Origin of the sequence: Nevskia sp., from assembly GCF_021732705.1 — a bacterium.
In the GTDB taxonomy this organism is placed as follows: Bacteria; Pseudomonadota; Gammaproteobacteria; order Nevskiales; family Nevskiaceae; genus Nevskia.
The window spans coordinates 256,752-275,486 of record NZ_JAKFUM010000010.1; the positions used below are offsets into that span (position 1 = coordinate 256,752).

At 68.3% G+C, this 18,735-nt stretch carries 17 protein-coding genes; 8 read left to right on the forward strand and 9 right to left on the reverse strand.

The genetic code is table 11. From position 1 onward, the window contains the following. Window positions 1-189: 189 nt before the first annotated feature. From QZ951_RS12530 to QZ951_RS12545, 4 genes are all read left to right on the forward strand, one after another. A complete protein-coding gene (locus QZ951_RS12530; RefSeq protein WP_293001012.1) occupies window positions 190-765 on the forward strand; it encodes a hypothetical protein in 576 nt (191 codons plus the stop codon). 274 nt (window positions 766-1,039) lie between these two features. Next, on the forward strand, window positions 1,040-2,785 hold the full coding sequence (locus QZ951_RS12535; protein ID WP_293001013.1) for an acyl-CoA dehydrogenase family protein: 1,746 nt from the start codon (window positions 1,040-1,042) through the stop codon (window positions 2,783-2,785). A 79-nt stretch (window positions 2,786-2,864) separates the two neighbouring features. Further along, window positions 2,865-3,347 (forward strand): glutathione peroxidase, encoded by a 483-nt coding sequence (locus tag QZ951_RS12540; protein ID WP_293001014.1) that lies wholly within the window; start codon window positions 2,865-2,867, stop codon window positions 3,345-3,347. 22 nt (window positions 3,348-3,369) lie between these two features. Next, a complete protein-coding gene (locus tag QZ951_RS12545; protein WP_293001015.1) occupies window positions 3,370-4,011 on the forward strand; it encodes a hypothetical protein in 642 nt (213 codons plus the stop codon). Between the two features lie 71 nt (window positions 4,012-4,082). On the opposite strand, the gene QZ951_RS12550 is transcribed toward QZ951_RS12545, so the two are convergent. Both QZ951_RS12550 and tgt read right to left on the reverse strand, forming a co-directional pair. Next, window positions 4,083-4,955 (reverse strand): neutral zinc metallopeptidase, encoded by an 873-nt coding sequence (locus QZ951_RS12550; protein ID WP_293001017.1) that lies wholly within the window; start codon window positions 4,953-4,955, stop codon window positions 4,083-4,085. Window positions 4,956-4,996: 41 nt separating this feature from the next. Further along, window positions 4,997-6,196: a tRNA guanosine(34) transglycosylase Tgt gene (gene tgt, locus QZ951_RS12555; RefSeq protein WP_293001018.1), complete on the reverse strand. Its 1,200-nt coding sequence runs from the start codon at window positions 6,194-6,196 to the stop codon at window positions 4,997-4,999. A gap of 138 nt (window positions 6,197-6,334) precedes the next feature. On the opposite strand from tgt, the gene QZ951_RS12560 reads away from it, so the two are divergent. Together QZ951_RS12560 and QZ951_RS12565 are read left to right on the forward strand one after the other, a co-directional pair. After that, window positions 6,335-6,949 carry a glutathione S-transferase family protein gene (locus QZ951_RS12560; RefSeq protein WP_293001019.1) on the forward strand — a complete coding sequence of 205 codons (615 nt, stop codon included), beginning with the start codon at window positions 6,335-6,337 and terminating at the stop codon, window positions 6,947-6,949. 109 nt (window positions 6,950-7,058) lie between these two features. Continuing rightward, window positions 7,059-8,132 (forward strand): GGDEF domain-containing protein, encoded by a 1,074-nt coding sequence (locus QZ951_RS12565; RefSeq protein WP_293001020.1) that lies wholly within the window; start codon window positions 7,059-7,061, stop codon window positions 8,130-8,132. A gap of 40 nt (window positions 8,133-8,172) precedes the next feature. On the opposite strand, the gene QZ951_RS12570 is transcribed toward QZ951_RS12565, so the two are convergent. The 5 genes from QZ951_RS12570 to QZ951_RS12590 all read right to left on the reverse strand — a co-directional run bounded on the left by QZ951_RS12570 (window position 8,173) and on the right by QZ951_RS12590 (window position 13,400). Further along, window positions 8,173-8,898, reverse strand: a complete 726-nt coding sequence (locus QZ951_RS12570; RefSeq protein ID WP_293001021.1) for a type III pantothenate kinase — start codon at window positions 8,896-8,898, stop codon at window positions 8,173-8,175. Continuing rightward, window positions 8,895-9,926: a biotin--[acetyl-CoA-carboxylase] ligase gene (locus tag QZ951_RS12575; RefSeq protein WP_293001022.1), complete on the reverse strand. Its 1,032-nt coding sequence runs from the start codon at window positions 9,924-9,926 to the stop codon at window positions 8,895-8,897. The genes QZ951_RS12570 and QZ951_RS12575 overlap by 4 nt, the downstream gene beginning before the upstream one ends. Then, window positions 9,923-10,585 carry a glycerol-3-phosphate 1-O-acyltransferase PlsY gene (gene plsY, locus QZ951_RS12580; RefSeq protein ID WP_293001023.1) on the reverse strand — a complete coding sequence of 221 codons (663 nt, stop codon included), beginning with the start codon at window positions 10,583-10,585 and terminating at the stop codon, window positions 9,923-9,925. Before plsY ends, QZ951_RS12575 begins: the two co-directional genes overlap by 4 nt. 40 nt (window positions 10,586-10,625) lie before the next feature. After that, window positions 10,626-12,419, reverse strand: coding sequence for a PDZ domain-containing protein (locus QZ951_RS12585; protein ID WP_293001024.1), 1,794 nt, complete (start codon window positions 12,417-12,419; stop codon window positions 10,626-10,628). A 132-nt stretch (window positions 12,420-12,551) separates the two neighbouring features. Beyond that, a complete protein-coding gene (locus tag QZ951_RS12590; protein WP_293001028.1) occupies window positions 12,552-13,400 on the reverse strand; it encodes a DUF4394 domain-containing protein in 849 nt (282 codons plus the stop codon). 290 nt (window positions 13,401-13,690) lie between these two features. On the opposite strand from QZ951_RS12590, the gene QZ951_RS12595 reads away from it, so the two are divergent. Further along, window positions 13,691-14,593, forward strand: a complete 903-nt coding sequence (locus tag QZ951_RS12595) for an alpha/beta hydrolase (protein ID WP_293001029.1) — start codon at window positions 13,691-13,693, stop codon at window positions 14,591-14,593. A 20-nt stretch (window positions 14,594-14,613) separates the two neighbouring features. Here QZ951_RS12595 and QZ951_RS12600 read toward each other — a convergent pair whose 3' ends face one another. Then, complete coding sequence (locus tag QZ951_RS12600) at window positions 14,614-15,549, reverse strand: ROK family protein (RefSeq protein WP_293001030.1); 936 nt, start codon at window positions 15,547-15,549, stop codon at window positions 14,614-14,616. Between the two features lie 3 nt (window positions 15,550-15,552). Further along, on the reverse strand, window positions 15,553-16,023 hold the full coding sequence (locus tag QZ951_RS12605) for a DUF1499 domain-containing protein (protein WP_293001032.1): 471 nt from the start codon (window positions 16,021-16,023) through the stop codon (window positions 15,553-15,555). A gap of 298 nt (window positions 16,024-16,321) precedes the next feature. Here QZ951_RS12605 and QZ951_RS12610 point away from each other — a divergent pair, with 298 nt between their 5' ends. After that, window positions 16,322-18,733 (forward strand): TonB-dependent siderophore receptor, encoded by a 2,412-nt coding sequence (locus QZ951_RS12610; RefSeq protein WP_293001033.1) that lies wholly within the window; start codon window positions 16,322-16,324, stop codon window positions 18,731-18,733. The last annotated feature ends 2 nt before the right edge of the window (window positions 18,734-18,735 follow it).

Consider the following 18,735-nt stretch of genomic DNA (forward strand, 5'->3'; position numbering starts at 1 on the left):
GCGGAGATTCAAGGCTGCACGCGATCACGGTGGATCGGCCTTGATCCGGATCGCATCCGTGCTCGCCGGTCGATATCCCGGTCGACACCTTGCCCGAACCAGGTGCAGCGCCGTCGGCTCGGGATCGACGGTGATAATCTGCCGACCCGGCATCCGTTCTGCCCTGCCATCTCCCGACGAGCCCTTCCGATGAGCACGCCTGCCCCGACTCCGCCGCCGTCCGCAACGCCCTCCGCGTCGAGCACCGGCCCGCAGGGACCGTTCGGACCGACGCATCGCGGCGACAAGCGCACGGCCGGCGTCATCTGCGTGGCGATCGCGGCGGCGCTGCTGCTGGCCTACCGTGCGCCGTCCGCGGAAGCGGTCGCGGCGGCGCAGACACCGGCCGTGTCCGATGCCGAACCGTTCAATCTGAACGCGGCCATGCGGCTGGCCGGCGAACAAGTGCCGGCCGAGGTCGAGAGCTACTACTTCTTCGCATTCACCGACGACAAGCCGGCCAGCGAGGAGATTGCCGAATTGGGCGAGAAACTGGTGCTGGCCGCTGCCGAGAACGACTTTCTCGGCATTTCCGGGCCGGACGCCGAGCGCAATCGCCGCAACCTGCTCGGCGCGCTGGCGGCGCACCGGGACGAAAGCCTGAGCGGCCTGACCATCATCTATGTCGGCCCGGCCGTGCATGCCACGGAACTGACCGGTGCAGCCAAGGCCGCCGGCGCGGAACTGCGATACGTCGTCTACCCGGCTGCCAAGTCCCCGATCTGACGGCATTTCCGGGCGCGTTCGGCATCACGCGCCACGCGCCAGCGGCCGCCCGCGGCGTGTGTTGACGCCCCGGCCGGCGTGCGGCCGACACGCCACGCGCCGAGTCTGATCCGCGGACGGCAGCGTCCCGCGGACGACGCAGCCTGCGCCGGATTCGACACGATGGGCACATCCTGACCGGGGCCAAACCGGGTCCGGATCGGGTGGCCTGTGTTAGCCTTTCGTTCAATAAATTTCCCTTTCCATTCACCCCAAACCCGGAGTTGCTTGATCCATGGCGACCTATACAGCGCCCGTGCGCGAAATCCAGTTCGTGCTCAACGATGTCCTGAATGTCGGTCAGCTGACCGAGATGCCGGCCCTCGCCGATGCGACGCCGGACACCCTCAACGGTCTGGTCGAGGAAGCCGCGAAGTTCATCCAGAACCAGATCGCGCCGCTGAACGCGCCGGGCGATGCCGAAGGCTGCAAGCTGGCCAACGGTGAAGTCACCGTGCCGAAGGGCTTCGTCGAAGCCTACAAGCAGTATTGGGAAGGCGGCTGGGTCGGCATCGCCAACCCGGCGGAATGGGGCGGCGCCGGCCTGCCGTACACGCTGGCCAAGGTCATCGACGAGATGCTGTGCTCGGCGGACGTGGCGTTCGCGCTGTACCCGGGCCTGACCGTCGGCTGCTTCGAGGGCATCCTCGCCAGCGGTTCGGACGAGATCAAGCAGAAGTACCTGCCGAAGCTCGCGACCGGCGAGTGGACCGGCACCATGTGCCTGACCGAGCCGCAGGCCGGTTCGGACCTCGGCGCGGTGAAGACCAAGGCGACGCCGAACGGCGACGGCTCGTTCTCGCTGGAAGGCGGCAAGATCTTCATCACCTCTGGCGAACACCAGATGGCCGACAACATCATCCACTTCGTGCTGGCCCGGGCCACCGATTCGCCGCCGGGCGTGAAGGGCCTGTCGACCTTCGTGGTGCCGAAGTTCCTGGTCAACGATGACGGCACGCTGGGCGCGCGCAACGGCATTCGCTGCACCTCGATCGAGCACAAGATGGGCATCCACGGCTCGTGCACCTGCTCGCTGCAGTTCGAGGGTGCCAAGGGCTGGCTGGTCGGTGCGCAGAACACCGGCATCCAGAACATGTTCGTGATGATGAACCTCGCGCGCATCCTGGTCGGCATGCAGGGCCTCGGCCTGTGCGAGCTGGCCACGCAGAACGCCATCGCGTACGCCAAGGACCGCAAGCAGGGCAAGGCCTTCAACGGCGGCACCGCGATCATCGACCACCCGGACGTGCGCAGGATGCTGCTGACGATGAAGGCGACCACCGAAGGTGCCCGCGTGCTGGCCTACGAGACCGGCATGTACGTCGACATGTCGCACCACCACCCGGACCCGGCGGTGCGCGAGGAAGCGAACGACTGGGTCGAACTGAACACGCCGCTGGTCAAGAGCTTCTGCACCGACGCGGCGGTGGAACTGGGCTCGACCGCGATCCAGGTCTACGGCGGCCACGGCTTCATCCGCGAACACGGGGTCGAGCAGATCATGCGCGACGCCAAGATCCTGTGCCTGTACGAAGGCACCAACGGCATCCAGGCGATGGATCTGGTGCGGCGCAAGCTGATGATGCACAACGGCCGTCTCGCGCAGCGCTTCTTCGCCAAGGTCCGTTCGGAATCGACCGGCGACGCGCCGCTCGGCTTCATCGCCAAGCCGCTGCGCGAAGCGCTGGACGATCTGGAAAAGACCGCCACCTGGCTGCAGGAATCGTTCAAGACCAACCCGAACGATGCCGGCTTCGGCGCCGTCGACTTCCAGCGCGCGTTCTGCCTGACCTATCTCGGCTACAACTGGCTGCGCATGGCCAAGGCGGCGATCAATTCGAGCGACGAGCTGTTCAAGCAGCAGAAGCTCAACACCGCGCAGTTCTTCGCGGCGCGCATGCTGCCGCAGGTGCACAGCCTGTGCGCAAACGTGCGGATGCCGGCCAGCGAGCTGATGGAACTGGAAGCGGCCAACTTCTGAGGCCTCGACAGGCGGAATCGGCGGGCCGACACCAGTCGGCCCGCTTTCGTTGCACCACCGGTTCAACACGGAGCGACCGATGACCACTCTTTACGATTTCAGCGCCAAGACCATCACCGGCAGCACGACCACGCTCGACGCCTACAAGGGCAAGGTCCTGCTGATCGTCAACGTCGCATCGAAGTGCGGCTTCACGCCACAGTACAAGGGCCTCGAAGCGATCTACCGGCAGTACAAGGACAAGGGTCTGGAAATCCTCGGCTTCCCGTGCGACCAGTTCGGTCATCAGGAGCCGGGCGACGAAAAGGAAATCCAGCAGTTCTGCTCGCTGACCTACGAAGTGAGCTTCCCGATGTTCGCCAAGATCAAGGTCAACGGCGACGATGCCCATCCGCTCTACAAGTTTCTGAAGAGCGAGGAGAAGGGTATCCTCGGCTCGGAAGCGATCAAGTGGAACTTCACCAAGTTCCTGGTCGGCAAGGACGGCACGGTGCTCAAGCGCTACGGCTCGATCGATACCCCGGCGTCGATCGCCAAGGACATCGAACCGCTGCTCGCCTGAACCCTGCGCGCCCGCTGCCGACATGCGTCAGCTTCGCGATGGTCTGATCCTGAACCTGCTGTTCGGCGCCGCAGCGTTCGCGGTGTTCCGCTTCCTGCATGCGCCGGTGCTGGGGCTGGGCATTCTCGCCCTCGTCATCGGCTACAACGTGCTGCTGCCGCTGATCGCCCGCAGCGGCGGCCACGGCGACTGGTTCGATCTGTGGGCGTTCCTGCTGCCGCTGTCGGTGTTCCAGGTGGTGCCGGACTGGGTGCTGTCGCAGCTGCTCGGCATCCTCGTGTTTCCCGATGTCGGCGCACCGCGCATCGGCACGGTGCCGGTCTACATGGCCGGCATGTGGGTGATCCCGCTGTTCTGGATCCTGTGGCTCGGCGGCCGGTCGACCGCGCTGTGCGGCCTGCTCGCGCTGCTGGTGTTCGGGGCGTCGGAGTGGGCCGCGCCAATCTTCCACCTGTGGCGCCCGCAGAACGTGGCCATGCATTACGGCATTGCCGATTACGTGCTGATTCCGGAAGCGCTGCTCGGCTGGGCGGCCGCCTTCGCGTATCGCGAAACCGCATCGGCGCACCCGCTGGCGCGGGTGGCGGCGGCCGCGGCGGTCAGCGTGTTCTATACCGGCGCGCTGATCGTGTCGTACTTCCTGATGACGCGCGCCGCCATCTAGGGCCCGCCGGCGTCATCCGCGCACCGGCGTCAATGCCTCGCGACTGACGCCCCGGCCGGGCTGCACCCGATCTACAGGCGCGCAGCCGAGAACGTGTCGCAGCCGGCGATCTGCCCGCCATCGAATCCGGTGCGGAACCAGGTCACGCGCTGGCGCGAGGTGCCGTGCGAGAACGATTCCGGACTGACCGTGCCGCGGGCCTGCTTCTGCAGCCGGTCGTCGCCGATCGCGGTCGCCGTGTTCAGCGCTTCCTCGATGTCGCCCGGCTGCAGCCACTGGTGCCGCGCCTGCGCGTGATGCGCCCAGACACCGGCCAGGCAGTCCGCCTGCAGTTCCTGCCGAACCAGCAGGCCGCCGTCCCCGAGCACGTCCTCGCCGCGCTGCCGCGCCGCGTTGACCTTGGCCGACACGCCGAGCAGCGTCTGCACGTGATGACCGACCTCGTGCGCAATGACATAGGCCTCGGCGAAATCGCCGCCGCCGCCGAGCTGCGTGCGCATCTGCTCGAAGAAGCCGAGGTCGAGATAGACCTGCTGGTCGCCCGGGCAATAGAACGGCCCGGATGAGGCCGAGGCGCTGCCGCAGGCCGACTGCACCTGATCGAGGAACAGCACGAGCCGCGGCTGCGCATAGCGGGCGTTCGCGTTCTGGAAGATCGTGCCCCAGACGTCTTCGGTGTCACCGAGGATGCGGGCAACGAATTCGGCGCCGGGATCATCCGCCGCCGGGGCGTCGCCGGCGGGCTGCTGCTGGGTCGGCGCGCCAGCGAGCCCGGACTGTTCGAGCAGGCCGATCATCTCCAGCGGGTTCTTGCCGAGCAGCACGCTGACCACGACCACGGCGAGCAGCGCCCCGGCACTCAGCTTGCCGCCGCCCCCTCCGCCGCCACCGCCGCGGCGTCGGTCCTCGACATTGTCGCTGCGGCGTCCTTGTTTCCAGTCCATGGCGTGCTCCGGTGACGGGTGTCGGGTGGGTCGATGGGCGATCAGGCGGGGTCGCTGACGGCTGCCGATTCGGCGGCGCGGCGCGACTGCCCTTCCGGCCCGGCGAGGAAGGCTTCGGCGAACGCGGCGAAGGTGCCGGCCTCGATCGCGGCGCGAATCCGCTTCATCAGGTTCAGGTAGTAATGCAGGTTGTGGATCGTGTTCAGGCGCGCGCCGAGAATCTCGTCGCAGCGATCCAGATGATGCAGGTAGGCGCGCGAATAGTGCGTGCAGGTCTCGCAGTCGCAGGCCGGATCGAGCGGCCCCGGATCGGTGCGATGCCGGGCATTGCGCAGCTTGATCACGCCTTCGGACGTGAACAGGTGGCCGTTGCGGGCGTTGCGCGTCGGCATCACGCAGTCGAACAGGTCGATGCCGCGGCCGACCGCCTGCACCAGATCGCGCGGCGTGCCGACGCCCATCAGATAGTGCGGCCGGTTCGCCGGCAAGGTCGGGCCGATGGCATCCAGAACTTTCAGCCGCTCGTGTTCCGGTTCGCCGACCGACAGACCACCGACCGCGTAGCCGTCGAAACCGATCTCGGTCAGGCGGGCCAGCGATTCCGCGCGCAGGTCGGTGTGCATGCCGCCCTGCACGATGCCGAACAGCGCCCCGCGTGGTCCGGTTTCCGGCAGCGGCGTGCCGTCCGGGGGCGGCGGCGCAGCCTCCGGCGTCCACGCCAGATGCTGGGTCTTGCAGCGCGCCGCCCAGCGCGCCGACAGTTCCATCGACTTGCGAGCCTCGTCGGGTGTCGCCGGATACGGCGTGCACTCGTCGAACTGCATGATGATGTCGCTGCCGAGCCCGTGCTGGATCTGGATCGACTTCTCCGGCGACAGGAACACCTTGTCGCCATTGATCGGCGACGCGAAATGCACGCCGTCCTCGGTCAGCTTGCGCAGCTCGGCAAGGCTCCAGACCTGAAAGCCGCCGGAATCGGTCAGGATCGGCCCGTCCCAGTTCATGAAGCGGTGCAGGCCGCCGAGCGCGCGAATGGTGTCGTGCCCCGGCCGCAGCCACAGGTGAAAGGTGTTGCCGAGGATGATCTGGGCGCCCGCCGCGCGCAGCTCCGCCGGCGTCATCGCCTTGACCGTGCCATACGTGCCGACCGGCATGAACTGCGGCGTCTCGATGGTGCCGCGCGGGAAGGTCAATCGACCGCGACGGGCGTGGCCCTCGGTGGCAAGCAGTTCGAAACGCATGGGATCGGGCAAGGCGGCAGGGCAGACCCCTTGATTATCGGACATCCGGCCGGCACGACGCTGCGGCTATGATCGACGCCCGCCCGCGCCGGAACCGCCGGACGCGCCGCCCCGCCCGCTGCCACTCAGGAACACCGCATGCTCCGTCTGCATTCCCATCCGTTCTCGACCTTCGGCCGTCGCGTCGAGATCGCCCTGATCGAGAAGAACGTGCCGTACGAACGGGTCGAAATCGACCTCGCCGGTCGCCAGCACAAAACGCCGGAGTACAAGGCGATCAACCCGTACTCGCGGGTGCCGACGCTCGAGGACCACGGCTTCTACCTGTACGAATCGTCGGCGATCCTGCAATACCTCGAGGCCGAGCACCCGGAACCGGCGCTGACGCCGGCCGACAACAAGGGCCGCGCCAAGGTCGACATGCACCTACGGCTGTGCGACGGGCAGATGGCCGGCCCGGCCGGCGTGATCATCTTCCAAAAGCGCTTCTTCCCGGAAGCGAAGTGGAATCTGGACTCGATCGCCAAGGCCTCGAAGGACATCGCGGCCCATCTGGAAATCGTCAATCAGGCGCTCGAAGGTCAGGACTATCTGGTCAACGACCGCTACACGCTGGCCGACATCGCCTACATCCCGTTCCTGCACTTCCTCCCGCTGATGGTCGATCCGGCAACGGTGCCGGCGAACGTCGCGAAGTGGTCGGCGCAGTTGCTGGCCCGTCCGAGCAGCCAGCAGACGATCCCGGCGAAGTAGGCCCCCACGCGGGCAAGGCCGACGCGGCGGGTCACGACCGCTCGTCGGCACGTTCGGCGGGACCGGAGCTTGCAAGGGAGCGGCTCAGGTCACCGGTCGAGACGGAAAAATGCCATCCCAGAGTGCGCTGCGGCTGCCCGAGCCGCAGTTGTCGACACACCAGCTTTTACAATCGATTGCGGAGGTGACCGACAGTCAGGACTGCCGGCGCTTCCGCCGCAGTCTGGCCGACACCATCCGCGAGCTGCTGCCGGTGCAGGAACTGGCGTTCTCCAAGCCGGTGCGGCATGACGGCGTGGTTGAATACCGCGTGCTGTTTTCCGATGCCGCGTACGTGCGCCGCGGCCCGCAGCGCAACGGCCCGACGGATTGGCACACGCTGCTGACCGCCGACAACATCCTGACGATGATGAGCAGCGGCCAGTACGTGGCGGTCGACGCCCATTCGGCGCTGGCGCTGCTGCCGGTGATCCATCGCGACAGCCTGGTCGAGGTCGTCATCGTGCGCGCGCTGGCGATCCCGCAGGCCACGCTCGACGTGATGAAGTCGTTCATCCGCCTGTACCGCAACTTCCGGGCGCTGATCTTCGAAAGCGAGACCGATGCGCTGACCGGCCTGCTGAACCGCAAGACGCTCGAAACCGAGCTGCGCCAGCTGGTGCGGGACTCGGCCGAGCAGGCCGCGAGCGATGCGCTGGCCGTCGCCGGCGACGGCCGCCGCCCGGCGCTGCATCCGCGGCCGTTCCTGGCGGTGGTCGACATCGACAACTTCAAGCGGATCAACGACACGCTCGGGCACCTGTTCGGCGACGAGGTGATCCTGCTGGTGTCGCGGCTGATGCGGGAATCGTTCCGCGACCACGACCTGCTGTTCCGCTATGGCGGCGAGGAATTCGTCATCGTGCTGATGGCCGAGGATGCGGCCGCGGCATTGGCGGCGCTCGAGCGGCTGTGCCTGCGCATTGCCCAGCATCGCTTTCCGCAGCTCGATCAGGTGACGGTCAGCGTCGGCTTCGTCGAGGTCGACCTGCAGGACGTCGTGGCCAGCGTCATCGGCCGCGCCGACAAGGCGCTGTACCACGCCAAGCGTCACGGCAAGAACCGCGTGACCCATTACCGCGACCTGCTGACCAGCGGCACCGTCACCGAAACGCGGGTGTTCGGCGGCGTCGACCTGTTCTAGTGCCCGTGCTGGTGCCGGTCGCGAACCGGCGACGGGCGCGCTAGCGGCTGGCCAGCCGCGCCAGCCCGGCGATCACCAGATCGCCGGCGACGGTCCAGTCGCCGTCGAGAAACGGTCGCAGCACGGCGGCATCGCCGCCGGTCAGATAGCGCCGCTCGCCGCCGTGACGCGCCGCCAGCCGTTCGACCAGCCCGGCGCAGGCGTGCAGCGCGCCCTGCCGCACGCAGGCTTCGGTGTCGGTTCCCAGATGGTCGCCGTAGACATGCGCCGGGCCGGCCGCGGCGAAGCGCGTGGCCCCCAGCACCGCCTGCTGCGCGGTGAGCAGGCCCGGCGCGATGATGCCGCCGAGGTGCTGGCCCGCGGCATCGACGGCATCGAAGGTCAGCGCCGTGCCGGCACTGGCGACACAGGCCGCGGTCCCGCCTTCGGCCCAGGCCGCCAGCAGCCCGAGCCAGCGATCGACGCCGAGCCGCGTCGGCTCGGCATAGGCGATGCGCAGACCGAGCAGGCCATCGACCGGCTGCGCGAATTCCGGCACGCGCCCGAAGCGCGCGACGAGCGCGGCGCGCAGTGCCTCCGCGTGGGCGGCCCCGGTGACGTTGGCGACGACGATGCGATCGACCGCGCCGGCATCGATCGACGCGATGGTCTCGGCCGGGGCGCCGTGATGGCTGATTGCCGTGGCTGGCGTGCGCCCCGTGTCATCGAGCAGCGCCCACTTCAGCCGGCTGTTGCCGACATCGATCAGCAGGCGTCGCGCGCTCACGGTGCGGCCGCGACCGGCAGGCGCAGGCTGACGTCGCCCGCGTGCAGATGATGGCGCGCGCCATCGTCGGCCTGCACGATCAAGGCCCCGTGCGCGTCGATGCCGCAGGCCACGCCGTCGAGCCCGCTGCCGGCCGGGCCAAGGCCGCTGCCGTCGATCCGCACGCGGCGGCCGGTGGCGATGTCGAAGCGGTTCCAGCCGTCGACGAACGGCGCGAAGCCCGCGTGCTGGAAGCGATCGAGCATCGCCAGCACGGCATCGAGCAGCGCCGCCGCCAGCCCATTGCGCGACAGCGGCGGCAGGCCATGCGCAGCGCGCACCGCCTGCACCGAGGTCCACGGCTGGCCGACATCGGCCGCCTGCGCAGCCGTCATCGCGACATTCAGGCCGATGCCGATGACCACGCGGCAGGCGCCGCCGAACTCGCCGCGCTGCTCGATCAGGATGCCGCCGAGCTTGTCGTTGCCGACGCGCAGATCGTTCGGCCACTTGAGCCCGAGCCCTGGCACGCCCGCGCCCGCCAGCGCCGTGGCGCAGGCCACGCCGACCGCGAGCGGCAAGGTGCCGAGCGCCGGCGGCCATGCCGGAAAGCTCCAGCCGAGCGACAGGTACAGATTGGCGCCAAACGGCGAGCGCCAGTCCCGCCCGCGCCGGCCCCGGCCGGCCGTCTGGGCTTCGGCGAACAGCGCCTGCGGATCGTGATCCGGGTTCGCATGCAGTTGCTGCTGATTGGTCGAATCGACGCGCAGCGCCACGTCCAGCCGCTTCAGCGCGGCCCGCGCGTGCGGAGCGAGGGCCGCGAGAATCCGGGCGTCATCGAGCCGTTCGAGTGGTGCCGCCAGCCGATAGCCGAGACCCGGCCGCGCCTCGATGTCGAGGCCCCAGGCTTCGATCTGATCGATGCGCTTGGCCAGTGCCGCGCGACTGACGCCGGCCGCGGCGGCCAGCGCTTCCCCGGACAGCCATGCGCCCGGCGCCAGTGCATCGACCAGCGGCAGCAGCGCCTCGTCGTCGAGCGCGCGGGTCAAGTCGGGTTGTCCGGCTTGCGCGCCAGCCAGCGGCCAAGCACGCGGGCCTTCTCGAAACGCGATTCGGTGCCGCGCACCAGCCGCAGCAGATTGTCGCGATGCTTGAACAGGATCAGGGCCAGCATCGCCGCGGTGAAGGCGCCCGTCACGGTCCACAGGCCGGCGCCGAAACAGGTCACGTAGAACAGCGCGACCACGCCGCCGGTGATCGAGGCCAGACTGACATAGCCGCTGAGCAGCACGACCGCCGCGAACGCGGCGATGATCCACGGCAGTGCGGCCGGCAGCAGCGCGCCGAACACGCCGGTCAGCGTGGCCACGCCCTTGCCGCCGCGGAATTTCTGGAACACCGGATAGCAGTGGCCGAGCGCCGCGCCGAGGCCGCAGGCATACGGCAGCCACGGCCGCAGCGCGGCATCGCTGGCCAGCGGCCACGGCAGCGACGGCAGCGCCAGCGCGGCCAGCACGCCCTTGCCGATGTCGATGGCCAGCACGCCCAACGCGAACTTCGCGCCGCGCGTGCGCAGCGCATTGGTCGCGCCGACATTGCCCGAACCGGCCGCGCGCAAGTCGCTGCCGCCAACGAGGCGGCGCATGACGTCGCCGCCCATGACGCCGCCGAGCAGGTAGGCCAGCAGGAATTTCGCGATCAGTTCCACGGGGCAGCCCGGCTGCGGGATCGGAGGGTGGCCGTTGCGTTCAGGCGCCGAGCCAGGCGCGGCGCCGCGCCAGTTCGTCGCCATCGACTTCCGCGAGGGTCAGGGTCCAGGTGTCCGATGGCCACGCGGCAGCGGTGATCTCGGCCTGCAGCAGTTCGTCGCCGCGGAAATAGCTGACGGCCACGCGCTGGCCGACCGCCAGCGCCTCGAGCCGGTTGGCCCAGTTGCCGGCGGTGAGCTTCAGGCCATCGAGCGCGATCAGTACGTCGCCACCGGCCAGTCCGGCCGCCGCCGCGGGCCCGGTCGACAGCACGCTGGCAATCGTCGTTTCGCCGCCCCTCAGGGTCAGCCCGAGCCACGCCACCGGATGCGGTTTGACTTCGCCGCGGCCGCCTTCGTCGGCGAGGCCGCGGGTCGGATGCCGGTTGGCGAGAATGCCGAACTCGGACAGCAGCTCCGCCAGCGGCAGTTCGTCCGTGCTGCGCAGCCAGCGATCGAACTGCGGCTTCAGATCGAGCCCGGACAGCTCGCAGGCCACCGCTTCGAGCCCGCCTTCCGGCACGCCGAGATCATGGCGGCCGTAGCGCTGCCACAGGCCGCGCATGACATCGTCCAGCGTGATCGCCGAATGGCGGCGCAGGGTCAGGTCGAGGCACAAGGTCGCCAAAGCACCCTTGACGTAGTAATTCACCGCCGCGTTTGGCGTCTGCTCGTCCGGCTGGTAGTACTTGATCCAGGCTTCGAAGCTGGCATCGGCCAGGGTCTGCACGCGGCGGCCCGGTGTCCGTTCGAGGCGGGTGGCGGCTTCGGCGACGAGATCGAGATAGCTCGCCGCGTCGATCAGCCCGGCGCGCAGGAGCATCAGGTCGTCGTAGTACGAGGTCGTGCCCTCGTAGGCCCACAGGTCTTCGGAATAGGCCTCGGCGGCGAGGTCGGAATCGGCGAAGCGTGCCGGCGTGATCCGCTTGACGTTCCACAGGTGGAAATACTCGTGGCTGACCAGCCCGAGAAAGCCGCGATAACCCTTGCGCAGGCCGGCCTGACCAGGCCGCGGCAGCGCATCGCGCGCAGTGACCAGCGCGGTGGACGTGCGATGTTCCAGCCCGCCGTAGCCGTTGCCGGTGACCTGCGTCAGGAACAGGTACTTCGGCATGGCCGGTTCCTGCCCGAACATCTCGCGCTGCACGTGGCAGACCCGCGTGATGTCGGCCGCGAGGCGCGGCAGGTCCGGCTCGCAGCGGCCGGACAGGATCAGGCTGTGCGGAATGCCGTCGACGTCGAAATCGACGCGCTGGAACGCCGCCATCTCGACCGGACAGTCGATCAGTTCCTCGTAGTGCGCGGCGCGGTAGCGGCCGAAGCCGGCAGCGTCGACCTCGACCGCAGTCAGCGCGGTGGCGAGCTGCCAATCCGGCGCGACCGCGGCATCCGGCCGGGCGATGGCGACCTCGAACGGCGACTGCGCATGGCCTGCCGGGCAGTAGAACAGCGAGCTGCCGTTGAAGAAGCCGCGCCGGGTGTCGAGGTAGGCCTTGCGCACCGACGGGTCCCAGGCATGGACGCGGTAGGCCAGCACCACGGTCCCGGCGGCCGGGCAGGCCACGTCGAAGCTGCGCTTGTCGATGCGGGTGATTGTGGCCGGTGCGCCGTCGAGGGTCGCGACCAGCCCTTGCACGTGCTTGGCAAAGTCGCGGACCAGATAGCTGCCGCGAATCCACGACGGCAGGCTGAAGCGCTGCGCGCCCGGTGTCGTGACCGCGAGTTCAAGCGTGACGTGGAAGGCATGCGCCAGCGGATCGGGCGCGACGGTGCAGCGAATCGATGCGGAAGTCATGCCCGGATTATGCCGCGCGACGAAGGCCGATCGGGCGCCTTCGCGCACCGTCTCGTCGGCTGGACGACACAGGTCCGCCGAAATGACGAAGCCCGCCGGGTGGCGGGCTTCGAGGCAGCGGCGCGGCGCGGATCAGAGCGCGAAGCCGTTGCGCTCCGGCGGGTTCAGGTCCACCGCCATCCCACGGATGATGCGATCGCCGTCGATCCGGTCTTCCTGGCTGGTGTTGGCGCTCGACAGATTGAAGTTGTAAAAGCGCGAGGTGCCGCCACGCGGCGCGATGATGACGTACGGCGTGCCGACTTCATCGTTGTCCTGGTCACCGCGGTCGCGAACGATGTCGAAGCCGGCCTGCGAGACGAAGCCGCGATCCAGCGCACCGACCGTCGTCAGCACGCCGGCGTTGGTGATCCGCACCAGGGTCTGCGTCGTCACTTCGAGGCCGTACAGCGTCGTCGTCGTCGCGTTCGTGCGGCTGTTGGTGTACGCGATGGCGGCCAGCTGCGGCACTTCGCCGTCGTTGACGTCGTCCGGATCGAAGATCGGCGCGGCATCGGTCTGGATCAGCATGCCGTTGGTGGGATTGACCCGGCCGTTGAATGCCGCCGTGCTGCCGCTGGACGACGAGATCACGCGCAGGTAGTCATCGATGGCGTTCACGTCCATCACCGGCGACACCAGCGTGGCCGTCGTGAACGGCGTGGTCGACACCAGAGTGGCAGCGCCGGAGGTCGGATCGATCGTGACGATGCGGTTGTTGCTGGTCAGGCCGTACAGCTGCTCGTTGGCCGGGCGGAAATCGATCTGCACCACGGTTTCGTTGGCAGCCAGACCGGTGAACGACACTTCGCTGTCGATTCTCGTGGCGTTGTCAGTCTGGAAGCTGATCAGGGTATTGGTGTTGGTGATGGCATAGGCCACGCGGCCGTCCTGGCAGCCGGCCAGCACGAGTCCGGCGGTGATGACAGCCGCCAGGCGCAACAGAGATTTTGAATTCGGGAAGCGCATCGCTCAGGTCCTGGTGTCGGCCGGGGGCGGCCGCGGGGCGGGGTTCGGCGGTGATCCAGCATCGGCCGGGCACAATGCCAGATGATAACGACCCTGGCTCAACGCTGGGTCGCCCGGCAATGGACCTTTGGCCTGCGCCGATGTTCCGCATCGGGCCTTCGCGCAGGGCGTGGCCCCGGCGGCGGACAATCGGGATTGTCGTCTCGTCCGACGGTGGATGATCGGCTACGCTTTCCGACCGCTCCCTGACCCGATCTCGCCCGATGACCGTGACCCTTAGCCTGCGCGCCCGCCTGTTCGGCCCTGTCTGCCAGTTGCTGCTGCAGCCGGTGCTCGCCAAGCCGGCCGAGCAGATGCGGCCACAGCTCGACGCCATCGCCCGGCTGATCACCCGCATCCCGCGCGGCACGACGATCTCGCCGACGATGCTCGGCGCACGCCCAGCCGAGATGCTGACGCCCGCGAAGCTGGAATCGGACACCGTCATCTACTATCTGCACGGTGGCGCCTATCTCGGCGGCTCGCCGCGCTCGCACCGCGGCATGCTCGCGCACTTCGCCAAGGCGGCGGGCTGCAAGGTCATCGCGCTCGACTACCGGCTGGCTCCGGAAGACCCGTACCCGGCACCGCTCGAAGACGCAGTGGCCGGCTACAAGGCGCTGCTGGCGCAGGGCATTCCGGCTTCGAAGATCGTCATCGCCGGCGATTCGGCCGGCGGCAACCTGAGCATCGTCACCGCCATCGCGCTGCGCGACGGCGGCCTGCCGGCACCCGCGGGCCTCGTGCTGCTGTCGCCGTGGACGGATCTGTCGTCGAGCGGCCGCTCGATGGGCAGCCGCGCCGAGCGCGACCGCATCCTCACCGTCCTCGGCATCAGCAAGGCCGCCGAAGTCTTCGCCAATGGCCGCAAGCTGACCGACCCGCTGCTGTCGCCGCTGTTCGCGGACCTGAAGGGCCTGCCGAAGATGCTGATCCAGGTCGGCGACGACGAAGTGCTGCTCGACGATTCCACCCGCTTCGCCGCCGCCGCCCGCAAGGCTGGCGTCGACGTCACCCTCGACGTCAAGCCCAAGCTCTGGCACGTCTGGCAGATCCTCGCCGGCTGGATGCCGGAAGCGGACGACGCGGTCGAGGAGATGGGGGCTTTTGTGCGGGCGGTGGTCTGAACGCCGTGATCTAGCGGCCGTCAGACCGGCAACGGCCACAGCCACGCCGCGCCGCGGACGCCGCTGGCGTCGCCGTGGACGGCCGGCAGCAGGCGGGTGGTGACGGAATCGGAAAACACCCAGCGCTTCCAGCGCAGCGGGATCTGCGTGTACAGCCGCGCGATGCGCGACAGGCCGCCGCCGAGGACGATGATGTCCGGGTCGAGCACGTTGATGACCGAGGCCAGCGCCCGCGCCAGCCGGTCCTCGTAGCGCGTCAGGGTGTCCGAGCACGCGGGGTCGCCGGCCAGCGCGCCGCGCACGATCGCTTCGCCGTCGAGCCTCTGGCGGGTCACGTCGTGGTGGTCGCGGGCCAGCGCCACGCCGGAGCACCAGTCCTCGATGGCGCCATGACGGCCATCCCAGCCGAGCGGGCCCGGCATCTCGCCCCATTCCGGGCGCGGCCAAGGCAGCGGGTTGTGGCCCCATTCGCCGGCGATGGCGTTCGGCCCGGCGCGGAGTTTTCCGTCGATGACGATGCCGCCGCCGACGCCGGTGCCGAGAATCACGCCGAACACGCACGGCGCGCCGAGCGCCGCGCCGTCTTCCTGCGCTTCGCTGAGGGCGAGACAGTCGGCATCGTTGGCCATGCGCACGGCGCGGCCGAGCGCGGCTTCCAGATCACGCTGGAGTGGCTGATCGTTGAGACAGGTGGAATTGGCGTTCTTGATCCGGCCGGTGAACAGCGAGGTCGCGCCCGGATGCCCGATGCCGACCGGCAGGTGGCCGGCACCGACTTCGCGTTCGAGATTCGCGACCAGTGTGGCGACCGCCGCCACCGTGGCGGCGTAATCACCGGCGGGTGTCGCGATGCGCTGACGGGCGACGACGGCTGCCGCACCGCGCAGCACGACACCTTCGATCTTGGTGCCGCCGAGGTCGATGCCGATCCTGAGCACGGCAGTGCGGCCGACCATGCCTCAGCCGCCGCCAACGGCGAAGGCTGCGCGGATCGCTTCGACCCGTTTCCGGTTGGCGCCGAAATCGTGGTAGCCGATGCGGCTCGACGAGCGCACCTGGATCACGCCGGGCTGGGTCGCGGTGGCGACGAATTCGGCGTCGTCGACGAACTTCATCAGCGCCGTGGTGAAGGTGGCGTGGATGTAGCCTTCGCTGCGGGTCACGACGGCTGCACCCGGCATTGCCGCGATCACCTTCGCCAGCCGTGCCATGGCCGCGTCGGGGGCGTCGTCATGACGCAGGGGCGCGACCTGGCGTTCGACATTGGCCTCCTCCGAACTGACGCAGTGCGGGCCGTCATCGCAGGGCTGGAGCTTGCCCTGGCTGTCGCGCAGTGTCGGCGTGCCGGCACCGCAGCCGCTCAGGCCGATGAGCAGCAGGCTCGAACCCAGCAGCCGGGCGACCTGGGAGGTCGTGAAAATCTTGCGCATTGCCTGTCCCTCGGGTGATGTCCAAACCGGAACCCCGATGATCGCCCGAAAAGCCGCGGGCCGCGATCATCGCGACACCCGGAAAAGCACGCCGCTGCGGCGAAGTCCGGCGGCAAAGGGGCTCGGACGCTTGAACATCAAAACCGGTCATTCGGTGACAGACGATCGTCTGGCACGGTGCAAGACTTTTGCGCGATCGTGCGGGAGCCGGACGCAGCCCTGAGTCCCGCTGTCACCCGCCTTCCGCAATCGAACTCGATCCGACCAGCCAGCACTGCATTTTCCGCACATGCGACAGATGAAATTTCCTTCATGCGAATTACCGCTCGCGACGCTGCTGGTCCTTGTCGTCATCAGCGCGGACCTGAACGCGGCGGAGCCCGTTGCCGGCCGTGACGAGCCGCCGGCCGTGGTCGCGCTCGATCCCGTCGTCGTGGAAGGCGCACGCGAAGCCACCGGGAACGGGCCATCGAAGCAGTCGGTGGAGGGCGTCTTCGGCGATCAGCGCAAGCTCGTCGACGTGCCGCGATCAGTGACCGCGATTGGCGCCGATCTGATCGACCGGGCGGCGATCGTCGAACTGCGCGACCTTCAGCGTCTGGTGCCGAACAGCTACGGTGCGAACACCTTCGGCGCCAGCAGCCTGCCGACCCTGCGCGGCCAGTTCGGCGAGCTGTATCAGGACGGCCTGCGCCGACAGGGTGGCAACAACGGCCTGGGGCTTCCGCTGTCGTTCAATTCCATCGAGCAGATCGATGTCATCAAGGGACCGCCACCGGTGGCGTTCGGCAGCAGTCAGCGGGTCGGCGGTTTCATCAACCTGGCACCGAAGCGCCCGGACCTCGACACCTCCCGCGCCGACATCCAGGTGCAAGCCGGGAGCTGGGACCGTTATCGGCAATCGCTGGACTGGTCGCAGCCGATCAAGGCCGGGCAGTCGGCGGTGCGTCTTTCTGCCGAGAACCGCAACGAAGGCAGCTACTACGACTTCGTGAACTATCGCAGCCAGAGCCTGTTCACGGCCTACCGCCTCAAGCCGGATCGCGATTCGCAGCTCGATGTCGGCGTCGAATACTTCAACGTCGATTTCGCCGACAACGCGGGCTTCAACCGGCCGACCCAGCAACTCATCGACGACGGCCTGTACATCACCGGGCAAGGCGTTCAGGCCGACGGCTCGACCGTGCCCGCCGCCGGTTCCGTGGTGTCCCCGACCGGACTGACCCGCATTTCGCGCCGCCGCGTCTTCACCGACCCGGATGACCGCAACAGCGCCGAAACGGTGATCGGCAACCTGCGCTACGAGCGAACGCTGGACGAGGGTTTCCGCTGGGTGACGCGGGCCTTGTACCAGCACCTGGAGCGCGAGGAAATCGCGCGCAACAGCTTCGTCGAAATCATCGATGGCGCCGACACCTTCAACCTGCGCAGCGAACTGAGCCTCGATACCGAGTTCCCGCTGGCCGCGTTCGCGGCGGCGCAGACCACGACGTTCGGCGTCGAATATCGCTTCCACGACATCCTCGGCTACAGCCAGTTCACGACCGAAGCGGACAATCCGATCGATCTGACCGGCCCGATCGAGAACCGCCGCATCCCGCTGAGCGCCGCCCAGCAGGCCCGGCTGGTGGAACTCAGGCCGGGCCTGTTCGTGTCGCCCGGTGCGCAGTACGACGTCGACGGCGATGGCAGCGGCGATTTCAACACCTCCGACACCACCGATTCGACGAGCCACCAGACCGGCGTGTTCGTCCAGCATTCGATCCGCCCGAATGCCGCGTGGGAACTGCTGCTGGGTGCGCGCGGCGACTGGTTCGATGTCGATGCCGGCGATGGCGCGCCGCCACCGGGCGTGACCGCCGCACGCGACGGCATCAATCGCTGGCTCAAGGCCGGCAACGCCGCCCTGCTGTTCAAGCCGCAGACCGACATCACGCTGTTCGCGACGGCCAACTACAGCGAATCGACATCGAACAGCCTCGGCGGCGGCTTCGTGCTCGGCGCCGGCAACGAGATCGCGCGCGAGAACTTCGCCACCGAAAGCCGGCTGTACGAGGCGGGCATCAAATGGGCGCCGGCAAACGGGGCCTGGTACGCCGACCTGAGCCTGTTCGATCAGACCCGAAGCCTGCGCAACCGCGACGGCAGCAACAGCGGCATCCAGACCCACGGTGCCGAAAGCCGTATCGCCTGGACGCCAGACCGCCACTGGTTCCTGCAGGTGGCCGGCAGCTGGATCGATGTCAGCTTCGACGACTCGGTAGCGTTCCAGGACAGCAGCAACGTGCTGGACGCCTTTGACGACTCGCGCCCGGATCTGGTCGCCGGCACCGGGGTCGGCAGCCCCAGCTTTGCGGTGTTTCCCGCCAGCAGCAATCGCGTGCCGGGCATTCCGAGAGTGCAGGCGTCGGGACTGCTGAGCCACGAAACCGCGTTTGGCCTGGGCGTCGCGATCAATGCCCTGTACACCAGCGAATTCCCGCTGGATTACCAGCAGACCGTGAAGATTCGCGAACAGATCACGGTCAACGCCTCCGTTCACTGGGACGTCAAGGCGATCGCCACCGACTTCCGCTTCGATGTCTTCAACCTGACCAACGAGGACAACTTCTCCCCGGTGTTCGAAGGCGGCTTCTTCGGCTCGACCCTGGTGTTTCCGGAGCAGCCGATCAACGTGCTGTTCTCGATCCGGCACCGGTTCAGCCTGTGAAA

Coding starts and splice junctions, on each gene's coding strand:
- QZ951_RS12585 (WP_293001024.1), bottom strand. CDS start 12,419: ATGACTTCCGCATCGATTCGCTGCACCGTCGCGCCCGATCCGCTGGCG.
- QZ951_RS12535 (WP_293001013.1), top strand. CDS start 1,040: ATGGCGACCTATACAGCGCCCGTGCGCGAAATCCAGTTCGTGCTCAAC.
- QZ951_RS12530 (WP_293001012.1), top strand. CDS start 190: ATGAGCACGCCTGCCCCGACTCCGCCGCCGTCCGCAACGCCCTCCGCG.
- QZ951_RS12595 (WP_293001029.1), top strand. CDS start 13,691: ATGACCGTGACCCTTAGCCTGCGCGCCCGCCTGTTCGGCCCTGTCTGC.
- QZ951_RS12600 (WP_293001030.1), bottom strand. CDS start 15,549: ATGGTCGGCCGCACTGCCGTGCTCAGGATCGGCATCGACCTCGGCGGC.
- QZ951_RS12550 (WP_293001017.1), bottom strand. CDS start 4,955: ATGGACTGGAAACAAGGACGCCGCAGCGACAATGTCGAGGACCGACGC.
- QZ951_RS12560 (WP_293001019.1), top strand. CDS start 6,335: ATGCTCCGTCTGCATTCCCATCCGTTCTCGACCTTCGGCCGTCGCGTC.
- tgt (WP_293001018.1), bottom strand. CDS start 6,196: ATGCGTTTCGAACTGCTTGCCACCGAGGGCCACGCCCGTCGCGGTCGA.
- QZ951_RS12610 (WP_293001033.1), top strand. CDS start 16,322: ATGAAATTTCCTTCATGCGAATTACCGCTCGCGACGCTGCTGGTCCTT.
- QZ951_RS12540 (WP_293001014.1), top strand. CDS start 2,865: ATGACCACTCTTTACGATTTCAGCGCCAAGACCATCACCGGCAGCACG.
- QZ951_RS12545 (WP_293001015.1), top strand. CDS start 3,370: ATGCGTCAGCTTCGCGATGGTCTGATCCTGAACCTGCTGTTCGGCGCC.
- QZ951_RS12605 (WP_293001032.1), bottom strand. CDS start 16,023: ATGCGCAAGATTTTCACGACCTCCCAGGTCGCCCGGCTGCTGGGTTCG.
- QZ951_RS12565 (WP_293001020.1), top strand. CDS start 7,059: ATGCCATCCCAGAGTGCGCTGCGGCTGCCCGAGCCGCAGTTGTCGACA.